This is a genomic window from Xanthomonas sp. NCPPB 2922, from assembly GCF_041520885.1.
GTDB lineage: Bacteria > Pseudomonadota > Gammaproteobacteria > Xanthomonadales > Xanthomonadaceae > Xanthomonas > Xanthomonas campestris.
Genome location: NZ_JBGOFY010000001.1, coordinates 22195 through 41345, shown reverse-complemented (window position 1 = coordinate 41345; position 19151 = coordinate 22195). Strand labels below are relative to the sequence as shown.

General features: G+C 67.5%; 18 protein-coding genes. 5 read left to right on the top strand and 13 right to left on the bottom strand.

All coding sequences use genetic code 11. From position 1 onward, the window contains the following. Positions 1-47 precede the first annotated feature (47 nt). The 3 genes from ACD584_RS00180 to ACD584_RS00170 all read right to left on the bottom strand — a co-directional run bounded on the left by ACD584_RS00180 (position 48) and on the right by ACD584_RS00170 (position 2819). Positions 48-1373: an XVIPCD domain-containing protein gene (locus ACD584_RS00180; RefSeq protein WP_076037615.1), complete on the bottom strand. Its 1326-nt coding sequence runs from the start codon at positions 1371-1373 to the stop codon at positions 48-50. 28 nt (positions 1374-1401) lie between these two features. After that, on the bottom strand, positions 1402-2160 hold the full coding sequence (locus tag ACD584_RS00175; protein WP_116923789.1) for a hypothetical protein: 759 nt from the start codon (positions 2158-2160) through the stop codon (positions 1402-1404). A gap of 203 nt (positions 2161-2363) precedes the next feature. Beyond that, the gene (locus ACD584_RS00170) at positions 2364-2819 is read right to left on the bottom strand and encodes a hypothetical protein (protein WP_175611772.1); all 456 of its coding nucleotides are present in this window, start codon (positions 2817-2819) and stop codon (positions 2364-2366) included. A 316-nt stretch (positions 2820-3135) separates the two neighbouring features. Between ACD584_RS00170 and ACD584_RS00165 the strand changes: the two genes are divergently transcribed. Continuing rightward, positions 3136-3537, top strand: coding sequence for an antitoxin Xre/MbcA/ParS toxin-binding domain-containing protein (locus tag ACD584_RS00165; RefSeq protein ID WP_161962890.1), 402 nt, complete (start codon positions 3136-3138; stop codon positions 3535-3537). Positions 3538-4079: 542 nt separating this feature from the next. Here the strand turns inward: ACD584_RS00165 and ACD584_RS00160 are convergent. From ACD584_RS00160 to ACD584_RS00145, 4 genes are all read right to left on the bottom strand, one after another. After that, on the bottom strand, positions 4080-5699 hold the full coding sequence (locus tag ACD584_RS00160) for an alpha/beta hydrolase (RefSeq protein ID WP_372357270.1): 1620 nt from the start codon (positions 5697-5699) through the stop codon (positions 4080-4082). A gap of 240 nt (positions 5700-5939) precedes the next feature. After that, positions 5940-6149, bottom strand: a complete 210-nt coding sequence (locus ACD584_RS00155; RefSeq protein WP_228437961.1) for a hypothetical protein — start codon at positions 6147-6149, stop codon at positions 5940-5942. Between the two features lie 200 nt (positions 6150-6349). After that, a complete protein-coding gene (locus tag ACD584_RS00150; RefSeq protein ID WP_012439694.1) occupies positions 6350-7465 on the bottom strand; it encodes a type II toxin-antitoxin system RelE/ParE family toxin in 1116 nt (371 codons plus the stop codon). Further along, a complete protein-coding gene (locus tag ACD584_RS00145) occupies positions 7452-7658 on the bottom strand; it encodes a hypothetical protein (protein WP_014509615.1) in 207 nt (68 codons plus the stop codon). Before ACD584_RS00145 ends, ACD584_RS00150 begins: the two co-directional genes overlap by 14 nt. Before the next feature lie 256 nt (positions 7659-7914). Here ACD584_RS00145 and ACD584_RS00140 point away from each other — a divergent pair, with 256 nt between their 5' ends. After that, a complete protein-coding gene (locus ACD584_RS00140) occupies positions 7915-8430 on the top strand; it encodes a hypothetical protein (protein ID WP_076037618.1) in 516 nt (171 codons plus the stop codon). 30 nt (positions 8431-8460) lie between these two features. Here the strand turns inward: ACD584_RS00140 and ACD584_RS00135 are convergent, their stop codons facing one another. Both ACD584_RS00135 and ACD584_RS00130 read right to left on the bottom strand, forming a co-directional pair. Beyond that, positions 8461-9726: a phosphatidylserine/phosphatidylglycerophosphate/cardiolipin synthase family protein gene (locus ACD584_RS00135; RefSeq protein ID WP_043877851.1), complete on the bottom strand. Its 1266-nt coding sequence runs from the start codon at positions 9724-9726 to the stop codon at positions 8461-8463. Between the two features lie 143 nt (positions 9727-9869). Continuing rightward, entirely contained in the window at positions 9870-10709 is an 840-nt protein-coding gene (locus tag ACD584_RS00130) for an SDR family oxidoreductase (RefSeq protein ID WP_175611773.1), read from the bottom strand. A gap of 100 nt (positions 10710-10809) precedes the next feature. Here ACD584_RS00130 and ACD584_RS00125 point away from each other — a divergent pair, with 100 nt between their 5' ends. From ACD584_RS00125 to ACD584_RS00115, 3 genes are all read left to right on the top strand, one after another. After that, positions 10810-11712, top strand: a complete 903-nt coding sequence (locus tag ACD584_RS00125; RefSeq protein WP_175611774.1) for a LysR family transcriptional regulator — start codon at positions 10810-10812, stop codon at positions 11710-11712. A 110-nt stretch (positions 11713-11822) separates the two neighbouring features. After that, on the top strand, positions 11823-12368 hold the full coding sequence (locus ACD584_RS00120) for a YdeI/OmpD-associated family protein (protein WP_076037621.1): 546 nt from the start codon (positions 11823-11825) through the stop codon (positions 12366-12368). 193 nt (positions 12369-12561) lie between these two features. Continuing rightward, on the top strand, positions 12562-13923 hold the full coding sequence (locus ACD584_RS00115; RefSeq protein WP_011039236.1) for an MFS transporter: 1362 nt from the start codon (positions 12562-12564) through the stop codon (positions 13921-13923). Positions 13924-14276: 353 nt separating this feature from the next. Here the strand turns inward: ACD584_RS00115 and ACD584_RS00110 are convergent, their stop codons facing one another. Genes ACD584_RS00110 through ACD584_RS00095 form a run of 4 tightly spaced genes read right to left on the bottom strand, consistent with a single transcriptional unit; the run spans position 14277 to position 19142 of the window. Next, a complete protein-coding gene (locus ACD584_RS00110) occupies positions 14277-16559 on the bottom strand; it encodes an FUSC family protein (protein ID WP_076037622.1) in 2283 nt (760 codons plus the stop codon). Then, positions 16556-18007, bottom strand: coding sequence for an efflux transporter outer membrane subunit (locus ACD584_RS00105; protein ID WP_076037623.1), 1452 nt, complete (start codon positions 18005-18007; stop codon positions 16556-16558). Before ACD584_RS00105 ends, ACD584_RS00110 begins: the two co-directional genes overlap by 4 nt. After that, positions 18004-18927, bottom strand: a complete 924-nt coding sequence (locus tag ACD584_RS00100) for an efflux RND transporter periplasmic adaptor subunit (protein WP_162277262.1) — start codon at positions 18925-18927, stop codon at positions 18004-18006. Before ACD584_RS00100 ends, ACD584_RS00105 begins: the two co-directional genes overlap by 4 nt. After that, positions 18924-19142 (bottom strand): DUF1656 domain-containing protein, encoded by a 219-nt coding sequence (locus ACD584_RS00095; protein WP_076037625.1) that lies wholly within the window; start codon positions 19140-19142, stop codon positions 18924-18926. The genes ACD584_RS00100 and ACD584_RS00095 overlap by 4 nt, the downstream gene beginning before the upstream one ends. Between the last annotated feature and the right edge of the window lie 9 nt (positions 19143-19151).

The window sequence follows — 19151 nt, the reverse complement described above, 5'->3', positions numbered from 1 at the left end:
CTTGGCGCGGCAGGAAGTCGCGCGGGTACCGGCTCCAACAAACAGCATCAAACGCCCAGTGTGCGCGCACCGTGCGTTGGTGCCTCTTGCTGTTGAGCCAATGTCTGCGCGTTCTGCTGCTGCAACTGTCGGCGCTGATCGATCTGCGCCAGTTCGCGAAACGAGGTTTCCACTGGCGTCGTAACCGCCTGGTCGGTTGGCATGTGTGCGCGCAGATGCGCTGGGTTCTTTGGATCGCCTTGCACTACGAACACGTATTGGCCCGCCTGCGCATCGCTGCCGTCTTTGCTTAGAGACACGTGGTCCACACGGTCGAGCCCATTTGCTGCCGCCAGTGTGGTCAGGCTGGCGGTCATGCATGCGCTGCTTTGATCGGGTTGCCGTCCAAGTTGGCGGTCCAGTGCGTCGACCCCGGTGCTGCACTGCTGATGCAGCGCAAACCGTGGGTGGCCGGGTTGATCGGGCGTAACAGCGGCCGCTAGCTGTGTTGCCTGCTCCTGGGCATTGGACGGCGTGTTGTCGGATAACAGGTAAGGGCTGCGAACGATCGGCAGGTTCCGGTACGGGTCATCGGGATGGAACTCGCGCCTCAACTCCTGCCGGTCCAACCTGAGTTGGCGCGTCTCGTTGAGCTCCTGCAATTGGTCGGCATCTCGAATTGGTTGATACGTTGGCGTCTCTCCTGCTGAGGTCACCTGGGTCCATTGTCTGGAGCGCGCGTCGTACAGCGCGTAGGAACTGACCGCCCCAATCCGGTCTGGATCCGTATTGGGCAGCGCCTGGGTCGCCAATGTCCTTGCCCCAGCCATGCGCCCCATGTACCCCGCCGCATCCAGCTCCTGGTCGTTGTAGGTGTGCATGGTGTCCCAACTGGTCGTGCGCATGCGCGACAAGCCAAGGGCCGTGTTGTCCAGCATCATCGTCCAGGACTGTTCTGCCTCACCTTCACCGCCATGGCGACGTGCTGCTTGCAGAAACTCACGAGGCGTCCAGGCGTTGGGATCGATCTGGCGCGCTTGAAAGCTGCGGTCGTGCACATCCTGCACATCCCGGACAGGGAGGTTGAGTGCAAGATCCGGGCGCCCGGCGCGCATCTGGCTGACGCGCTCATCCAGATCGCGCCGCATGAGGTCCACACCGAACCCATTCCATTCGCGCTCACTCATCCGGACGCCGCCATCGCGTGCGCGGGTATCAGCGAAGATATTTGCGGTCGCTCCAGGGGCGTTGTCGTTGCGCACCACGCCCAGGGCAAGCAGGCCGTAGCCATCGTTGCCGTCCTTGTGGGCGAGATAGTTCCAGTAAAGCTCGCGATTCTCTTCCCGCGCATAGGAGGAAAGGATTCGGAGATCGTCTTGCGTGAGTCCTGGCATGTATCAATTCCTTGTGGCCAGCGATTGCTCAGGCGCCAACGGGGGCGGCCATGAACTCCTTCAGTGCGCTCCGCGCGCGGTCCTGGATCTTCTTCCAGTCCTTCAATGCAGCGCGCACATAGTCAATTTCCACTGCGACCTTCATTTCCGGAATGACGAAGACATGCGTGCAGGTGGGTAGTTCGTGTTCCTTGCTACGGGCAAGCTTGCCGTCGCGATATTCCACGCCCGATTGCTCAACCTCGCGTGAAGTGCACTTGATGATGGTTTCGATGTTTCCTTGGGCGTCGCGGCTGACATACCAGTCCTTGTAGTAACTTGCAGCCATGATGGAGTTGGACGGTTTCAGCCCTTGTGCCAGGTAGTGTTCGCGGTAGGCCGCGACATTGGCGTAGTAAGGCGTTAGTCCGTCAATTTCCTCCCCCTTTGTGCGGGTGTTGATATCTGCTTCGGGCGCGTCGTGTGCTGCCCCATCCGGCGTGTACTGCCGCTGCAGATAAGCATCGGTTTCTACGTGGTCGAGGTAGCGGTAGCCGATGTTGACGGTGCGGGTAGCGACATCCAGCTTCAGGTGCGCGCGCTCGCCGGGAGCGAATGCGTTCAACTCCGGGTACTCCAGATACAGCCCGAAGCTACCATCGAAGTTCGGGCCCATCTGATCATCGAAGTAGTTCGCAGGGATATGCAATTTGTAAGGACCCAGGCACGCCTCCATGACAGGCGGCGGTCGAGTGCCGGGATCTTGCGGACCGCCACGTTGCCTGACGCATCCTTGTTCGTTAGTCATGGTGCTGGTGCCTTTCTGTGGTGCGCTGCAGCCTGGGACGGAAAAGCCCAATGCCATGAGCGCAAGGCCTGCCAGGGCCAATGGGTGTCTCATGGATCCCTCCTTTGCTGCGTGCTGGGGTTGAGTATAGGTAGAGCTGGAAGCAGGTGAGGGAGTCTGTATCCGCCTGCAACGAGCGCGGTGCTGTCCCCCCGCGCGTCAGCTCAACGCACCTTGTACAACACCGCCGCACCCGGCCTGGGCTCGAACATCGGCACGGTCTGCTGCTTGAGCGCGGTGCCCTTGGCGTCCCACACCAGCGTCTCGACGGGGTAGTCCTCGCTGCGGGTCATGTTGCCGATCTGCTGGACGATCACAGTCTTGGCGGCGGGCACTTCCGGGTTCCAGGCGAACACGCCCAGGCGGCCGTAGAACACCGCCGGGGCTGCGGCATCCAGGCGACGGTCCGGACACATCACCAGGCCGCGTTCGAGCATCACGCGCAGCGCGCCGACGGGCACCGCCTTGACGGTGGGCGAGGTACGGTCGGTGCTGTGGCCGGGGCAGACATTGGCCGAGCGGGTGAGCATGTCTTCGACCACCTCGCGGTCGGGCTGGGCAGACGCCGGCAGGGCGGCGGCGGACAGGGCAAGTGCGGCAAGTGCGGGCTTCCAGGGCATCTGACAACTCCTCATGAGGTGACACTCCAATCCTGCAGCCCTGCAAGCGCGGGCTGCTGCCAGTAACGCGCCCGGATCCTAGCAATCCGTTCGTTAAGCGCCGGGAATGCGGGGCGCCGCGCGCGCGACGCAGTGGCCGTCACGCAGCGCACGTCGCACCTGGGCAGCGCCGCCACCGGGTGGCGCCCATGGCCGTGGCCGGGCCGGCGCGAATGACAACGCAAGCTGACGCCTTTATCGGCTGTCGGGAGACTCCTGATTGAGCGGCGGCGGTGCGGCAGATAGCGTGCGCTCTATCACACTGGTGGACTGCCCCATGGAACGTGCCGACCTCATTGCAGCACTGCTCACCGGCATGCGGCGTGCCGAAGATTTTCGCGCGCAGGCGGCGTCGTACCGCACCGCGCACAGCGAGCAGATGGAGCACGACCACGGCAAGGCCGCCGATGCCGAGCTGGTGCTGTCGCTGTTCGCGTTCACGCCCGACCACCTCAAGCTGCTGGGCAGCGCCGGCATCGAGGCCCTGGGCGAGATCGTCTGCCACGCATGGGCCTTGAACGGCGGCAATAACGAGGCGCTGATCCGCTGGTTCCGTGAGCCGATGAACGCGCTCGATGGCCAGACACCCGCATCCATGGTGCGCGCCGGGCGTCTGCAGGTCTTGCTGCTGGTGCTACGGCAACAGGCGCAGTGGGAGTTGCCGAGGCGCTCGGCGTGAGTCGCTGACGTGTAACAGCGCCGCTGCAGGGCCGGCGCCTGGATGGTGCGCGTCACGACGTGCCGATGCGGGCGGCTGATATCACTCGGTGCGGGTTGATGCGTGTTGCGCGTTCTTACCCCTGCACGCGAGTGAGTGTTGGCTAACGCAGAACTGCGCTGCGCCGTGAGTGGTGTTGATGCTGGCCGTACGCAGTGCAGCAAGCCGCAATGCCGCGTTCGTTGCGCGTGTGGCTGCGCAGCGTGCTGTTATTGCTGGGTTGATGCGTGTTGCGCGTTGTCAGCCCTGCACGCGAGTGAGTGTTGGCTAACGAAGAACTGCGCAGCACCGTGAGTGGTGTTGATGTTTGGCCGTACGCAGTGCAGCAAGCTGCAATGACGCGTCGTCGCGGCCACGGCAGGCGAGGGCGGCTACCGCTATGCGCCGACCCTGCGCGTGTGGCTGCGCTACGTGCTGTCATTCGCCATGCCCTGACACGCCGGCCGCACGTCGCACGCACGGCCGGCACACCCAACAGCACAGGCATCCATGCAGCGGCACGCTTAGCGCTTCGGTCGCGCCACTGCGTACATCTCCCAGGCGATCTTCTTCATCAAGGCGTTGCTGTCCTCGCCCTCTTTGTACAGATCGAAGTGGGTGCGGCCTTCCAGATAGCGGAAGTCGCTCTTGGCGCCCAGGCCGTCCAGCACTGCCTGGAATTTACGCGCCGCGCCATCCAGGTAGAACGTATCGGCGGTGCCCACGATCAGGTGGATCTTGCCGTCCAGGTCGGGCTTGAGCGTGGGCCACTGCGCGGCCACGCGCGCGGAAATGTCGTAGTGGGTGCGCCAGTAGGCCACCACGGCCGGGTCCACCGTGCCGGTGTCGCGGTCGAACATCGGCACCGGGCGCCCGTCGGCGCCGCGCGGTGAAAACACCCACTCGAACGAGGTGAGCTGGCCGCCGTAGGGGCCGAGCACGCGTTCGAGCTTGGCGAAGGTTTCCAGGTCGGCCAGCACCTTGCCCTGGTCACGCACCAGCTGAAACTGGCTGCCATCGGCGCGCCGGTAAACGTTGGCGTTGGGCGCGTACAGATCCGGGCCGGTGAAGTCGTGGAAGTCGCTGGAATCCGGTGAGGTGGACCAGGTGCCGCCAAATAGCTTGGGATAGCGCGTCTGCAACCACAGCGTGGCCCAGCCGCCGGACGAATGCCCGTTCAAGAACCGGCCGCTGGCCTTGCCATCCATCTTGTACTGCTTTTCCAACGCCGGAATCAGTTCCTCGGTGAGCGCGGCGCCCCAGGGCCCGTTGTTGACCGAATCGGCGAACTCGTGGGTGCCGGTGGGCGTGGCCTGGTCCAGGAACACCCAGATCATCGGCGGCATCTGCTTGGCTGCCATCGCGCTCCAGGTGGAGGCGATGCTGCCGGCAAAGCTGTTATAGCCGCCGCCGAAGCCGTGGGTGACATACACCGTGGGATAGCGCGTGGCGGCCTTGGCGTCGTAGCCGGGCGGTGTGAGCACGCGCGCACGGATGGACGTGGGCCGGCCCCAGAACGCACTCAGCGCCGGGCTCACCATCGACGCATCGGCACTGTGCAACTTGGCCTCGGGCACGGCATCGCGCACTGCCTGCGGCGCCCGCGGCGATACCTGCCACGGGTCGTCGGAGACCGGCACCTGCGTGCTCAGGGTCAGCGTGGGCAGCGCGGCGTTCTTGCCCAGCGTGGCCGGCGTGACCGCGCTCAGCAGGTCACCGCCACCGCGGCCGCTGTAGCCGTAGTTGTGGTCCGCATCCAGCACCGCCTGCAGCAGATACTCGCCAGCCGGCAGCGCGGAAAATGCGCTGGGGAAGGCGAGGTTATCCAGGTCGATCTGCACACTGCCGCCGGGCGCCAGGCCGGTGACTTCCTGCGCCGCTACTGCCACCGCGCTGGGGCGGAACGGGCTTGCGTCCACCTGTTCCACCTTGCCGTCCTTGTTGCGCTCCTTGGCCGCCGCCTGCGCGTCCTTGGCCAGGGTGGCGAACACCAGCAAGCGGCCAGACGCGGTCTGGTCGCTGGCGCCGCCCAGGGTGACGCGCAGCAAGTGATGGGCCGCCACCGGCGTGGCGGCGTGCGCGCAACAGGCACACAACAGGCCAATGGCCAGGCCCACACGCGGGGCAAGACGATGCAGGAGCATGGAGATCCTTTGGTAGCGGGTGGATGGCGTGGGCGACACCGCCCTGCGCAAGACTGTAGCCAGTTTCCTGCCGCTTACGTGCTCTGGGGGCGAGAGGACGTCGCTCGGGGCGACTTGCCGTTTGCGCGGACCTGCGGTGGCATGGCCTGCCTCCAGCGAGATGCCGTCGCGTGGGCGAACCCGGCACGCGGGCGCAACGCACCTGCGCAACGCTGCGCTGCCCGCGTGGTCTGCACGCGATCAACCCCAAGGGTTGATCACGTCCAAGCCCATCGCTGCGAACGGCGCCGTGTCACGTGTTGCCACCGCCAGGTCTTGCGAGGCTGCGGCTGCAGCGATGTAAGCATCTGCGCGGCCGAGGGTCAGCGCGGTGTTTCGGGAGTTCGACGCAAGCGATGCAAATGCGTGCGAGGCGTGCAAATCGAACGACAGCAGGCGCCCCTTGAACAAGGGCAACACCTCGCTTTCCAACCGCGAATGCAATGTGGACCGCTTGCGGCCCTCGGGCAGGTTGCTTGCACTTTAGAGAAGTGCAAGCACTCCGGTTAGAGAAGTGCAAGCACTCCGGCGACTTCAACCTGCCCGGTATCGATGCAGCCATTCCAGCATGTGCAGGTAAGTGGAATCCGGGCCCACCTAGTCCCCACCACTCACCGATACGGCCCAGGCCCACGCCATACCGGTTCGCCCTGGCGGTAGACCTCCATCATGTTGATGACTTCGCGGGCGTCGCCAATGCTTTTGAGCTCGGGCGAATCCGGCGGCAGCAGGCGGCATTTGCTGGAGCCGCGTTTGAGCGCGACGTCCAGCGGGCAGACCATGCGTTGCTGGGTGCCGGGCAGGATGATGGCGATCTCCTGCATGCCTTGCTCCTTCCAGGCGCGCAGCTGGGTTTCGCTGCGCACTTCGTAATACACCTGGAAGCCGCCCACATCCATGCTGGGTTGGGCGTTGTTGCGGTCGTTGCGGCGGCCCTGGCTGATGGTGGAGGTGTTGGCGGTGCCGTCTTCGGCGCCGTCTGCCTCTTCCTCCAGCATGCCGGGCGGGCGGCCAGTCCAGGTTTCCGGGCGGCGCTGGGTGGAGGCGGCCGGCGGCGCAGGCGGTTGCGGCGGGGTGGGACGGGTCTGGCGCCGGGTCTGGCGGCGGCGTTCGGCCAGGCTGCCGGGCGCGGTGTCGCCCTGCGGCGGCACCGGGTTCTTGGCCTGCTGCACCAGCGTGGACTGCACCGGCGAGGCGGCCGGCGGCGGTTGCACGGGCGTGGGTGTGGGCGATGGCGGTACCGGGGTGGGCGAGGGCACCGGTTGATCGGGCTGGGAGGTGTCGCCGACGAAGTCCACCTTGGTGCGGCCACCGCTGGCCGAGCCCTGTGGCGGGGTCATGCTGGGCGTGGAGGCCGACAACAGGATCAGCAGCATCAGCACATGCAGCAGCGCGCTGATCAGTGCGGCAATCCACGGTTCGATGCGCTCGATCACCGGTTCGGTGCGCGGCAGCCAGTCCTGGGTCTCCAGGCGCACATGCAGCAGCTGCAGGGCGTCGTCGCGCACGCGGTACACCAGCACGTACGGGGTGTGTTTCACCGTCCATTCGCGGGTACCTGCAACCCGGCCGGCACGGCCACGCCCGGGTTGCTCGGCCAGGGTGCGGGTGGCTTCGCGCACCTGCCGGGCCATCGCCGCAGCCGCGGTGGGGTTGAGCGCGTGGTAGTGATCCTGGGCGTGGGCGAGCTGCGTGGCGGCCGGGACGGTCCAGTCACGCCGCAACATCAACACCCCATCTGGCGAACATCGCCGTCACCTGCGCCGGGCTGGCGATCTGGCCCTGGTCGGCAGCGGCCATGCCTGCATGCACCGCGGCCTCGAAGCGGGCGCCGTCCACCGCGCGCGCAAGGTCGTCCCACCCGGCGGCCTCGGGCAGCGCGTCGATCAGCTGGTGCGCGTGTTGCTTGATGGGGGACATGGCACTGCGGTGGGGGAACACTGGCGGCAAGTCTACCGCCGCCGCCTGGATCCGCGTGTGGCAACGGCTGCCGCAGGCGGGCGTTGCGTTCACCGGCCGGCCGCGGCGTGTGCGAAGCCTCCCCGCGCGTTGCGGGTAGCTGGGGGTTCGGCGGCGCGGATAGCTGCAGAAAGTGACACTTGGCACCTTGTTCGTGCCGGGGCCGGGTTTCATCCTGCAGCTGTCGCTTCACCACCTCACCTGCAAAGGATGTTGCATGCCCGCCTTCGCCATTGCCCCGCTGACGCCCTATCTGTCGATGGCTGCGGTTGCGTTCTTCTACTACCGCCGCATCCGCCGCAGCTTCGGACGCCAACCCTGGAAGCCGGTGGCTGCGACCTTGCGCACCGCCCTGTTGCTGGTGGCCACTGCAGCCTTGGGCTACGCCGCCTACGGGTTGCCTGGGGTGGCGCCCGCTGTGGCGCTGGGCGCGGTGGTCGGCGCGGGGCTGGGCGCGGTGTCGTTGCGTTACACGCATGCCGAATGGGTGGACGGCCGCGGTTGGTACACGCCCAATCCGTGGATTGGCGGCGCGCTGATGCTGGTGTTGCTTGGCCGCCTGGCCTGGCGCTGGGCCGATGGCGCCTTCAGCGGCGGCGCGGCGGTGGCCGGGTCACAGGCCAGCCCGCTGACGCTCGGCATCGCCGCGGCGCTGGTGCTGTACTCGCTGGTGCACGTGGGCGGGGTGTGGTGGCGCTTGCGTCAGCTGCGTCTGCAGGCCTCGGCATACTGAGGGAGCTGGTGTTGGTTGGCGCGCTGCAGCTCACACCTGCGAGCGGATCGGAATCACCAGCTTCTCGGCCAGCTTCTCGCGCAGCGGGCGCGCGCGCCAGCGTTCCAGGCTGTAGGCCTGCGCCTGCTGCAGATCGCGTTCGAACACCGTGGTCATGCGCGCGGCCAGGGTGCGGTCGTACACGTTGAGGCTGGCTTCGTCGTTTAGCCGGAACGAGCGGATGTCGAAGTTGGTCGAGCCCACCGACACCAGCAGCCCGTCCACGATCAGCAACTTGGTGTGCAGCATGGTGGTCTGGTATTCATGGATCTCGATACCGGCCTGCAGCAACGGCTCCCAGCTGGCCTTGGACGCCAGCCGCACCGAAATCGCATCGATGTGCGGGCCGGGCAGCAGCACGCGGATGCGCACCCCGCGCGTGCGCGCTTCCAGCAGCGCGCGGGTGATCAAGGCATCGGGCACGAAGTACGCCGCCGCCAGGTCGATGGAGGTGGACGCCGCGGCGATGGCCACCAGGTACATCAGGTGCATGCTCTCGCTGCCACCGGAGGGCGAGGCGACGAACAGCTGCGCGTCGCTGTCACCGGCAGGTGTGAGCGCCGGGTAGTAGTCCGCGCCGTTGACCACGCGGCCGGTGCTCTTGATCCAGTTGTCGTTGAAGGCGGTCTGCACCTGCGCCACCACCGGCCCTTCAATGCGGTAATGCGTATCGCGCCAGTGCTCCGGGTCCTGCGCATCGCCCATCCACTGATCGGCCACGCCCACGCCGCCGGTGAAGCCGATGCGGCCGTCGATCACCAGCAACTTGCGATGGGTGCGGTTGTTGATGCGGTGCAGGTTGTACCAGGCCAGCGGGCGGTAGCGGTGCACTTCCACGCCGGCCTCGGTCATGGTGTCCACCAGCGCGTGATCCATCTTCAGGCTGCCGCCCCAGTCGATGGTGACGCGCACCTCCACCCCGGCACGCGCGCGCTCGGACAACGCTTCGCTGAACTCGCGGCCGATCTCGCCCGACCAATAGATGTAGGTTTCAAAGGTGATGGTGCGCTTTGCTGCGCGAATGGCGGCCAGCATCGCCGGGAAAATCTCCTGGCCGTTCTGCAGCACGTCGACCTTGTTGCCGGGCAGGATCGCCGGGCCCAGCAACACCGACATCTCGCGCTTGAACTGCGGGTCGGCCACGTCGTACAGATGCTTGGGGATGTGCTGGAGCTTTTTTTCCGGCGTGGCGAAGTTCAGCGCCAGCAACCCACCCACCAGCGTGGCAATGACCGAAGCCACGATGATCCATGTCATGCATCCACTCCCGTGTCCCGCGCCGTCGCGGCCTCAAGCGGCCGGCATTCTGGCAAGCCGGCGCGGTGGAGGTTGTGAAGGGGAGCGGCAACTGCGCGCTGGCGGAGAGATGCGAGCGGCCGTTATCAGCGCCGCGGCTTGCGCTAGTGCGCCGTCGCCGGTGCATCGGTGGAAAACGCGATCACGCGTTGGGCTTCGAGCGCGGCCAGGCGCGTGCTGAGGGCGGCGTGGATGGCGTGATACGCCGCGGTGCCCATGACCAGGCGCAGCGGCGGTGGGGTCTGTTCGGTGCAGGCGATCATCGCGTCCACCATGCGCTGCGGGTCGCCGGTGATGACCCAGCTGCCGTCGTCCAGCGCGCGGAGCAGTGCGTCGACCGGGGTGTTGGCGTAGTCGGGCGGCAGTGCGGTGCGTTCCAGTGCGGCGCCGAAGTTGGTGCGCGCCGGGCCGGGTTCGGCCAGGGTGAACTGGATGCCGAAGCCGGCCACTTCCTGGCGCACCGCTTCGACATAGCCTTCGATCCCCCACTTGCTGGCGTGGTACAGGCTGAAGCCGGGGTAGGCGATCTGCCCGCCCTCGGAGGACACTTGCACCACGTGCCCGCCACCTTGCCGGCGCAGGTGCGGCAGCGCGGCCTGGATCACGCTGATGGAGCCGATGAGGTTGGTGTCGATCAGCGCGCGCACCTGCGCGTCGGTGGCGGCCTCGGCCGCGCCCAGCGTGCCGTAGCCGGCATTGCTGATCACCACATCGATGCGGCCCAGCGCCGCGAATGCCTGTGCCACGACCGCCTGCACCGCGGCGGTGTCGCGTACGTCCAGCTGCAGCACGGTCAATGCGTTGCCGTGCGCTGCCTGCAGGTCGGCCAGGGCGTCGCGCCGCCGCACGGTGGCGGCGACGCGATCGCCGCCCGCCAGCAGGGTCTGGGTCAGACCGCGGCCGAAGCCGGAAGAGGCGCCAGTGATGAGCCAGGTCTTGGACATGGGAATGGCCTGTGGTTCGGAGAGAAGGCCCACTCTAGGAAGCGCGGATTGCTGGGTCTATGGCATAGAATTCGAATGAGTTGATGCGGTTTTGCCACCAATGCCCAAGCCCTCGTTCAACGACCTTGCCGCGTTCACCGCCGTGGCCACGCACCGCAGCTTCCGGCGCGCGGCCAGCGAGGTCGGGTTGGCGCCGTCGTCGCTCAGCCATGTGATCAGCGCGCTGGAGCGCAACCTCGGCGTGCGCCTGCTGCACCGGACCACGCGCAGCGTGTCGCTCACCGAAGCCGGCGCGCGCCTGTACGCAAAGCTGGTCCCGGCGCTGCAGGACGTGGACCAGGCGTTGCTGGAGCTGGACGATTTCCGCGGCGGGCCCAGCGGCACCGTGCGGATCAACGCGCCCGAAGTGGTGGTGCGGTTGCTGCTGCAGCAGGTGGTGCCGCAGGTGCTGGCGCGCTACCCGGCGCTGTCGGTGGATCTGGTAAGCGAAGGCCGGCTGGTGGATATCGTGGCGGCCGGGTTCGATGCCGGCATCCGCTTCAGCGAATCGGTGCCGCAGGACATGGTGGCGGTGCCATTCGGTGGGCCGGCACGTTTCGTGGCGGTTGCCGCACCGGACTATCTCGCACGCGCCGGGACGCCCGACACGCCCGACGCCTTGCAGCGGCACGCCTGCATCCGCCACCGCATGCCCAGCGGCAAGCTGTACCGCTGGGAGTTCGAACGGCGGGGCGAGGACGTGGTGATGGATGTGCCCGGGCGGCTCACCCTGGACCAGATTCCGCTGATGTGCAAAGCCGCCGAAGGCGGGCTGGGCATTGCCTATGTGCCCGAATACGCGGTGCGCGCAGCGCTGCAGCGCGGCACGCTGGTGCAGGTGTTGGAGGCGTGGTGCCCGGCGTTTCCGGGGCTGGTGCTGTATTACCCGGGGCGACGCCAGTTGCCGCCGGGCTTGCGCGCGTTGATCGATACGCTCAAAGAACTGCTGCCGCAGGAAGCGTGAGCGCGCGCATGCGGCCTCGAGCGTGTGGCGGTTTGCATGCCTGCGCACGCGCCAGCACCGCACCGCGCAGGCAGCAGATGCCAGCCATTTGCGGTGCTATCGTCCGCGCCATGGGCACCGCCGCCATCCGCTGCACCACCACCTTGCTGCAACCGGCAACGCCGGCCGATGCCACGTGGGTGTTTCTAGTGCTGCCTGCCAACGCAAGCGGCGCATTGCCGACGCGCAGCATGGTCAGCGTGCGCGGCCGCCTGGCCGGCCATCCATTGCAGGCCACGCTGCAACCGGACGGGCAGGGCGGGCATTGGCTGAAGCTGGACGCCGCGTTGCAGCGCGCCGCCGGGGTGGCGGCCGGCGACACGGTGACGCTGGAGATCGCACCGGTGGAAGTGGAGCCCGAGCCGGTGGTGCCCGACGATCTGCACGCCGCACTTGCCGCGCACCCCGCCGCGCAGGCGACCTGGAACGACATCACTGCGGTGGCGCGGCGCGACTGGATTTTCTGGGTCACCTCGGGGAAAAAGGCCGAGACGCGGAGCAAGCGCATTGCCACCGCCTGCGACATGCTGGCGTCCGGAAAGCGGCGCGCGTGTTGCTTCGATCGCTCGGGCATGTACAGCAAATCGCTGAGCGCACCCACGCCGAAAGCGAGCTGAAGCGTCACGCCTCACGCAATGGAGCGTGGCGATGGAACAGGCGCAGCGCGCCTGCAATGTAGTGGTTTTCCAGCCGCAGACACCGGCGGACTAGCCGCTTGCGCGGCGCCTGCCTATGCGCCGAAATGCTTACATGCGTCACACAAGCGCGCACCTATACTCCGGGGCTGTCCCACCAAGAGGTTCTGACCGCATGAGCGCACCCCCATCGTCTCCGATTGCCGCCGGTTCTGGCGCAGCGCCCGGCAGCCTTCGCCGCTCGGTGTCCAACACGCTCAAGGGATCGGCCGGCAATCTCGTCGAGTGGTATGACGTCTACGTCTACTCGGTGTTCGCGACCTATTTCGAATCGCAGTTCTTCTCCAAGGAAGACAAGAACGCCACCATGTTCGTGTGGGCGATCTTCGCGATGACCTTTCTGATGCGGCCGATCGGCGCGTGGTACTTCGGCCGCTTTGCCGACCGCTATGGCCGCCGGTTGGCGCTGACCATTTCGGTGTCGATGATGGCGCTGTGCTCGTTCGTCATCGCGATCACGCCGACGGTGTCCACCATTGGCATCGCCGCACCGATCATCCTGTTGCTGGCGCGCCTGTTGCAGGGCTTTGCGACCGGTGGCGAATACGGCACCAGCGCCACCTACATGTCCGAAGCGGCCATTCCCGGCCGGCGCGGATTCTTGTCGTCGTTCCATTACGTCACCCTGGTGGGCGGCCACGTGCTGGCGCAGACCACGTTGCTGGTGATGCTGCATTTCTTCGATGCCCCGCAGGTGTCGGAGTGGGGCTGGCGCGTGGCGTTCGGCCTGGGCGGTATCGGCGCGTTGGTGGTGTTCTGGCTGCGCCAGACCATGGACGAGTCGCTGAGCTCTGAGTCGATTGCCGATTCGCGCACCGGCAAGGCCAAGGCGTCCGGCTCGATGCGCGAGTTGTTCGTCAACCAGTGGCGCCCGCTGCTGTTGTGCTTCTTGATCACCGCCGGCGGCACGATCGCGTTCTACACCTACTCGGTGACCGGCCCGAAGATGATCCAGACCGCGTTCGCCGGTGGCGACGTGATGGCCGGCACCATCATCAACCTGGTTGCGCTGACGGTGCTGATGCTGATGCAGCCGGTGGGTGGCTGGTTGTCGGACATCGTGGGCCGCAAGAGCCTGTTGGTGTTCTTCGGCATCGGCGGCGTGCTCTACACCTGGTTCCTGGTGATGGAGCTGCCCAAGCAGACCGACTGGCTGACCGCGTTTGCGATCCTCACCGTGGGCTTTGTGATCCTGACCGGCTACACCTCGATCAACGCGGTGGTGAAGGCCGAGCTGTTCCCCACCCATGTGCGCGCGCTGGGCGTTGGCCTGGGCTATGCGCTGGCCAACTCCGCGTTTGGTGGCACCGCGCCGCTGTTGTACCAGGCCTCGTTGAAGACCGGCCACGTGAGCGAGTTCGTGATCTACGCCACGGCGGTGATCGCGGTGTCGTTGGTGGTCTACATCTTCTTCCTGACCAACAAGGGCAGCAATTGGCTGGACCACGAAGACGTGATGCATACGCGCAAGCGCTGAGGCGTGCTGGCGAGCGTTGGGGTCCTTCTCCCGTCGGGAGAAGGCGCCCGAAGGGCGGATGAGGGTGCGGCTCAGCGCACTGTGAGGTGGCGGCGAGGACTACCTTGCCGCCACACGTCTTTGAAGATGAGGCACCTGCTGCGTCAGATGGCGTCTTGAGATGGTGGTGAGCGCGCTGTCTCGGTCCACGAGCCGCGCGGTGGTTGATGACGATCAGCACTGCACGTATCGGTGCTGTCTCTTGCGTGCTGGCTACGCGCCAACACGCGGCGCGGTGTCGCAACACCGGCGCGCACGCCAACGCGCACCAGTGGCATGCAAGCACTGCCTGATCGCTCCGTGAGAAGCGCGACTCACGCCAACTGCGGATGCCCCGGCGCGTGGTCCGGCACGGTTGCGTCAACGAACAGGCTGGAACGCAGGCCGATCAAGCCGAGCAAGGCTTCATCGCGGTGCGTGCCGGCCGGCACCTGGCCAACGCGCGCCAGCGAGGCGTCCAGGCGTGTGCGCAAGGTGTCGGGGCCGGGCAGCGGGCGCTTGTGCGCCACCTGCTGCCGGTAATGCGTGGCCACATCGGCCAGGATCGCGTCCACCGCGGCGATGCTCGCTGGCGGCAGGCCATGCCGGGCGCGGCGCAGCTGCAGGATGTTCAAGCCCACGCGGATTTCGGTGAGCATGTCCACCGATGCCAGGTCGCTACCGGGCGGTGCCACCGCCAGGCGCGGCGCGAGCAGGCCGAGCAAATCGAGCATGCGTGCGGCGAACTGGTGGCGGTCCTGCGCACCACGGCCATCGGCGGCAGCGGCCAGCGTGCGCCAGCCCTGCCGCACCAGCCGGCGTGCGCTCCATTCGGCACCCACCGAGCGGAACAGCCGCGTCAGCACCACGGCAAATCCAATGCCTAGCACCATCGCCACCGCAGCGTTGACGAAGCTCTGGATGTTGGCGTTGTAGGTGTTCTGCAGGCTCAGCAGCGCGGTGAGATTCACCACCAGCGGCAGCGCGATCAACATGGTCTTGGGCCGATGCAGCAACGCGCCCAGCGGCAGGAACACCGCGGCCAGTACCAGCACCAGCATCGGGAAATCATGGATGGCCGGGAAGATGCCGAACAGGTAGATGCCCGCCACCACGCTGGCGACCACCGCCCAGGTAAGGAAGGACACCATGCTGGGCGCGGGGTCGTCCTGCGCGGCAAAGAAGGCGGCCGTGACCGCCGCCATCATCGCGCCGTTGCCGCCGCCTTCCCAGCCGATGCCGATCCACAGCACGCAGTACGCCATCAGTGCGAAGCCGGCGCTCAACGCAGAAAACGCCGCCATGCCGTAGTCGATATGCCGTGCGTCACCTGCCGTGGCCGGTGCATCGGTGGAAAGGCGGCTGGAAGAGCGGGCGAGGCGTTGTAGCAGCGATGCGGGCTGGCTGGGCGCGGTGTCCGCGTGCGTGGAAGAACTTTCTGAGGTGTCGCCGCCAGACCCGTCCACACGTTGCGGCACGGTCGATCGCAGGCGCACTTCGGTGCCGGCTTCGACTTCCGGTGCGGCGCGATCGCGTGCTGCAGCCGCCAACGCAGGCAGCGCAGTGCCCTGCAGCAAGGCGGATTCCAGCGCGCGGCAGTCCTGCCACAGGTCCAGCAGTTCCTCCAGGCGCAGCAGCAGGCTGGCCAGCAGCAGATGCTGCAGGTCGTCATCCACCGCCGGGCGCAGTGCAGCGATGCGGGCACGCAGGCCGGCCACTGCCGCGTGCGCATCGGCGTCGCCTGCAGAGATCATTTCGGGCTGCAGTGCAGCGACCTGCACGGCATCGGGCCCAGCGCGCTCCACCCAGGCGCCGATGTCCTCCAGCAGCGCGATCAGCTCGCCCGGCAGCGGGCGCGAGGCCGCGTGCAAGGCATCCAGCCGGTCGGCGATGGAGGACAGCACCGGCAGCAGCAACAACATGCGCGCGCGCAATTGTTCCAGCGCGGGGGCAGCCCCGGCGTGGCGTGGGTCGTCATGCCGCACGAAGGCGATCAAGGCCTCGAACTGCACCAGGTCGGCGGCCAGCCGGTTGCGCGGCGCCTGCGCCGGGCCGCGCTGCAGCACCTGCCGGCACCATTGCGCCGCGTCCTGCATCCAGTTGCCGATGCGCGCGGTGAGCATCGGCCGCACCGAGGCGGGGAACACCAGCGCCGCGAACAGCACCGCCATCACCGTGCCCAGAATGATCTCTTCGCTGCGCGCCACCACGGTATCGAAAATGCCTTCCGGCGCGGTCACCGCCGGGAAGCCGATGAAGGCGGTGGTGTAGCCGGCCAGCAGGAAGGCATAACCGCGCGGGCCACGATTGAGTAGCGCCAGGAACAGGCAGGCCGACAACCACAGCGCCATCGCCGCGCTGAGCAGCAGCGGTGTTTCCACCAGGTTGGGCAGCATGACCAGCGTGGCCGCGCCGGCCAGCAGGGTGCCAAGCACGCGGTACACGCCCTTGGCGCGGGTGGGGCCGAGCAGGGGCTGGGAGACGATGTAGACCGTGGCCATCGCCCAGTAGGGGCGCGACAGATTGCCGGCCAGGCCCACGTACAAGGCCGCAATCGCCGCAGCGAAGGTCTTGGCCGAAAACAGCCACGCCTGGCGGTCGCGCAGCAAGGCGTTCATCGCGCAGCTGTCGCGTCGGTGGCCGGTTCCCAGCCGCCGCCCAGGGCCAGGAACAACTGGATCTGGTCCTTGGACACCTGCGCCTGCGCATCGGCCAGGGTCATGTCGGCGGTGGCCAGGGTGCGCTCGGCATCCAGGCTGGAGAGGTAGGGCGAGCGCCCGCCCTGGTACAGCCGGCGGTTCTGCGACGAGGCCAGTTCGGCCTGTTGCTGCGCCTGTTCGAGCAGGCGCAGCCGGTCCATGTCCTGCGCATAGCGCGAGAGCGTGGTCTGCACTTCGCGCAGTGCCTGCAGCACGGTGTGGTCGAACTGCGCCACCGCCGCGTCGGCGCCCGCCTCGGTGGCACGCACGCGGGCATGCGCGCCGCTGGACGGCAGCGTCCAGGAAATCAGCGGGCCGATCGACCAGGCGTGGGTCGCCGGCTCGCCAATATCGGCCAGCAGGCCGGTGGCGCCGATCGAGCCGCCCAAGCGGATGTCCGGATACAGCTCGGCGGTGGCCACGCCGATGCGCGCGGTGGCCGCGGCCAGCCGGCGTTCGGCCTGGCGGACGTCCGGGCGACGGGCCAGCAGGGTGCGGCCGTCGCCGATCGGGATCGGCTGTTGCAGCGCCGGTGCGTGCGCGCAGCTGTCCACCCCGGCCGGCAGTTGGCCGGGGGTCTTGCCCAGCAACGCGGCCAGCGCGTAGCCGGCGGCCTGGCGGCGTGCACGCAGCGGCGGCAACGCGGCTTCCAGCATCGCCACCTGCGCGGTGGCGCGGGCCAGATCCGGCGGCGTGCCGCGGCCAGCGCTGATCAGGCGCTGGGTCACCGTGCGGCTGCGCTGTTGCAGTTGCAGCGAGTGCTCGGCCACATGCAGCTCGTGGTTGGCGTTGCAGATCTCCACATAGCTGCCGGCCACCTGTGCGGCCACGCTGACGCGGGCCAGGTCGATCGCCGCCTGCGCGGCCTGGGTGTCGGCGTGCGCGGCTTCGGCACCGCGTTGCAGCTTGCCGAACAGATCGAACTGGTAGGACACGCCGAACTTGCCGTCGGCCAGGTTGAACACGGGCAGTTTTTCTTCCTGCAGGAAGGCTTCGGCCGAGATCTGCGCGCGGCTGACGCCGGCTTCCACTTCATAGTCGAACCCGCCGGCGTCCAGCGCCTGCTCGTACACGGCCGCGGCGCGGCGCAGGTTGGCACTGGCCACCTTGAGCTCGACGTTGTCGCGCAGCGCCTGTTCGACCAGGCCATCGAGCATCGGGTCCTGATACAGCGCCCACCAGCGTGCCGGGAGTGGCGCCCCGGGGCGCACCTGCGCGTTGCCGGTGTCCAGGAACGGCGCGTTGGCGGCCGGCCGGTTGTAGACCGCCTCGTGCGGCAGCGCGTAGTCGGGGCCGACGGTGCTGCAGGCACTCAGTGCGGTCAGCGCGGTTGCCAGACCCAGGTGACGCAACGCGGCGCGGCTCATGGCGTGGCCTTCGCCTGCACGCGGGCAGGCGCACTGGCCGCTGCCGGGCGCGCGGCATCCGGCAGGATGGTGACGGTGGCGGTGCGCCCGGCGATCAACTGCACCTGCGCCGGTACCGCATCCAGCGCAATGCGCACCGGGATGCGCTGCGCCAGCCGCACCCAGTCGAAGGCGGGAGTGACGTTGGGCAGGGCGCCGGCGCTGCCGGTGCGGTAGCGGTCCTCGATGCCGGCGGCGATGCTCTGCACGTGGCCGTGCAGCGTCACCGGCTCGCCCATCAGGTGCACGTCCACGCGCTGGCCCGGGTGCACGCCCTGCAGGCGGGTTTCCTCGAAATAGCCATCGACGCGGAACGAGCCGGTGTCCAGCACTGCCACCACCGGGCGCCCGGCGCTGACGTAGTCGCCCACGCGCACGGTGCGGTCGCTGATATGGCCGTCGGCCGGGCTGCGCACTTCGGTACGGTCCAGGTTGAGCTGGGCCAGGTCCACCGCCGATTGCGCGGTGGCCACGGCGGCCTGCGCCTTCTGCACGTTGGAGCGGCGCACTTCGGCGTCTTCGGCGGCCACCAGGTCCTGCAGGCTGCGGTCGCGTGCGATCTCGCGGCGTAGCTGGGTCAGGGTAGCCTGGCGTTCGGCCAGTGCGGCGCGGGCCTGTTCCAGCGCAATCGCATAACGCGCGCGGTCCACCACGAACAGCAGCTGCCCGCGCGTGACCGCCTGGTTGTCGGCCACCGCCACCTGCTCCACCAGCCCGGACACATCCGGCGCCACCTGCACCACATCGGCGCCCACGTGCGCATCGCGCGTCCATGGTGCATCCATGTAGTACCGCCACAGGTGCTGCAGCACCATCGCGGCCACCACCACCATTGCCAGGGTCAGCAGCGCCGGCCCCGCCGTCTTGATCAGCTTCTTCACGATTGCATCCAACGCATGAGGGAAAACAGGCCGCCCAGCAGGGCCATGTACAGCGCCAGGTTGAACAGGGCCGGGTGCCAGATGTGGCGATACGCCCCGGCCCGCGTCAGCAGCACGCCAATGGCGCTGTTGAGCAGGTAGGCCAGCGTCATCAACGCCAGCAAGGTGGGAACGAACACACCGTAGAGACTGAATTCTCCGTACATCGGCCACATATCCTGGGG

What these genes read in the sequence shown, in the direction of transcription:
- ACD584_RS00160 (WP_372357270.1), bottom strand. Translation starts at nt 5,699, where the DNA reads ATGCTCCTGCATCGTCTTGCCCCGCGTGTGGGCCTGGCCATTGGCCTG.
- ACD584_RS00145 (WP_014509615.1), bottom strand. Translation starts at nt 7,658, where the DNA reads ATGTCCCCCATCAAGCAACACGCGCACCAGCTGATCGACGCGCTGCCC.
- ACD584_RS00175 (WP_116923789.1), bottom strand. Translation starts at nt 2,160, where the DNA reads ATGACTAACGAACAAGGATGCGTCAGGCAACGTGGCGGTCCGCAAGAT.
- ACD584_RS00120 (WP_076037621.1), top strand. Translation starts at nt 11,823, where the DNA reads ATGGGCACCGCCGCCATCCGCTGCACCACCACCTTGCTGCAACCGGCA.
- ACD584_RS00170 (WP_175611772.1), bottom strand. Translation starts at nt 2,819, where the DNA reads ATGCCCTGGAAGCCCGCACTTGCCGCACTTGCCCTGTCCGCCGCCGCC.
- ACD584_RS00140 (WP_076037618.1), top strand. Translation starts at nt 7,915, where the DNA reads ATGCCCGCCTTCGCCATTGCCCCGCTGACGCCCTATCTGTCGATGGCT.
- ACD584_RS00110 (WP_076037622.1), bottom strand. Translation starts at nt 16,559, where the DNA reads ATGAACGCCTTGCTGCGCGACCGCCAGGCGTGGCTGTTTTCGGCCAAG.
- ACD584_RS00125 (WP_175611774.1), top strand. Translation starts at nt 10,810, where the DNA reads ATGCCCAAGCCCTCGTTCAACGACCTTGCCGCGTTCACCGCCGTGGCC.
- ACD584_RS00180 (WP_076037615.1), bottom strand. Translation starts at nt 1,373, where the DNA reads ATGCCAGGACTCACGCAAGACGATCTCCGAATCCTTTCCTCCTATGCG.
- ACD584_RS00105 (WP_076037623.1), bottom strand. Translation starts at nt 18,007, where the DNA reads ATGAGCCGCGCCGCGTTGCGTCACCTGGGTCTGGCAACCGCGCTGACC.
- ACD584_RS00135 (WP_043877851.1), bottom strand. Translation starts at nt 9,726, where the DNA reads ATGACATGGATCATCGTGGCTTCGGTCATTGCCACGCTGGTGGGTGGG.
- ACD584_RS00095 (WP_076037625.1), bottom strand. Translation starts at nt 19,142, where the DNA reads ATGTGGCCGATGTACGGAGAATTCAGTCTCTACGGTGTGTTCGTTCCC.
- ACD584_RS00130 (WP_175611773.1), bottom strand. Translation starts at nt 10,709, where the DNA reads ATGTCCAAGACCTGGCTCATCACTGGCGCCTCTTCCGGCTTCGGCCGC.
- ACD584_RS00150 (WP_012439694.1), bottom strand. Translation starts at nt 7,465, where the DNA reads ATGTTGCGGCGTGACTGGACCGTCCCGGCCGCCACGCAGCTCGCCCAC.
- ACD584_RS00165 (WP_161962890.1), top strand. Translation starts at nt 3,136, where the DNA reads ATGGAACGTGCCGACCTCATTGCAGCACTGCTCACCGGCATGCGGCGT.
- ACD584_RS00115 (WP_011039236.1), top strand. Translation starts at nt 12,562, where the DNA reads ATGAGCGCACCCCCATCGTCTCCGATTGCCGCCGGTTCTGGCGCAGCG.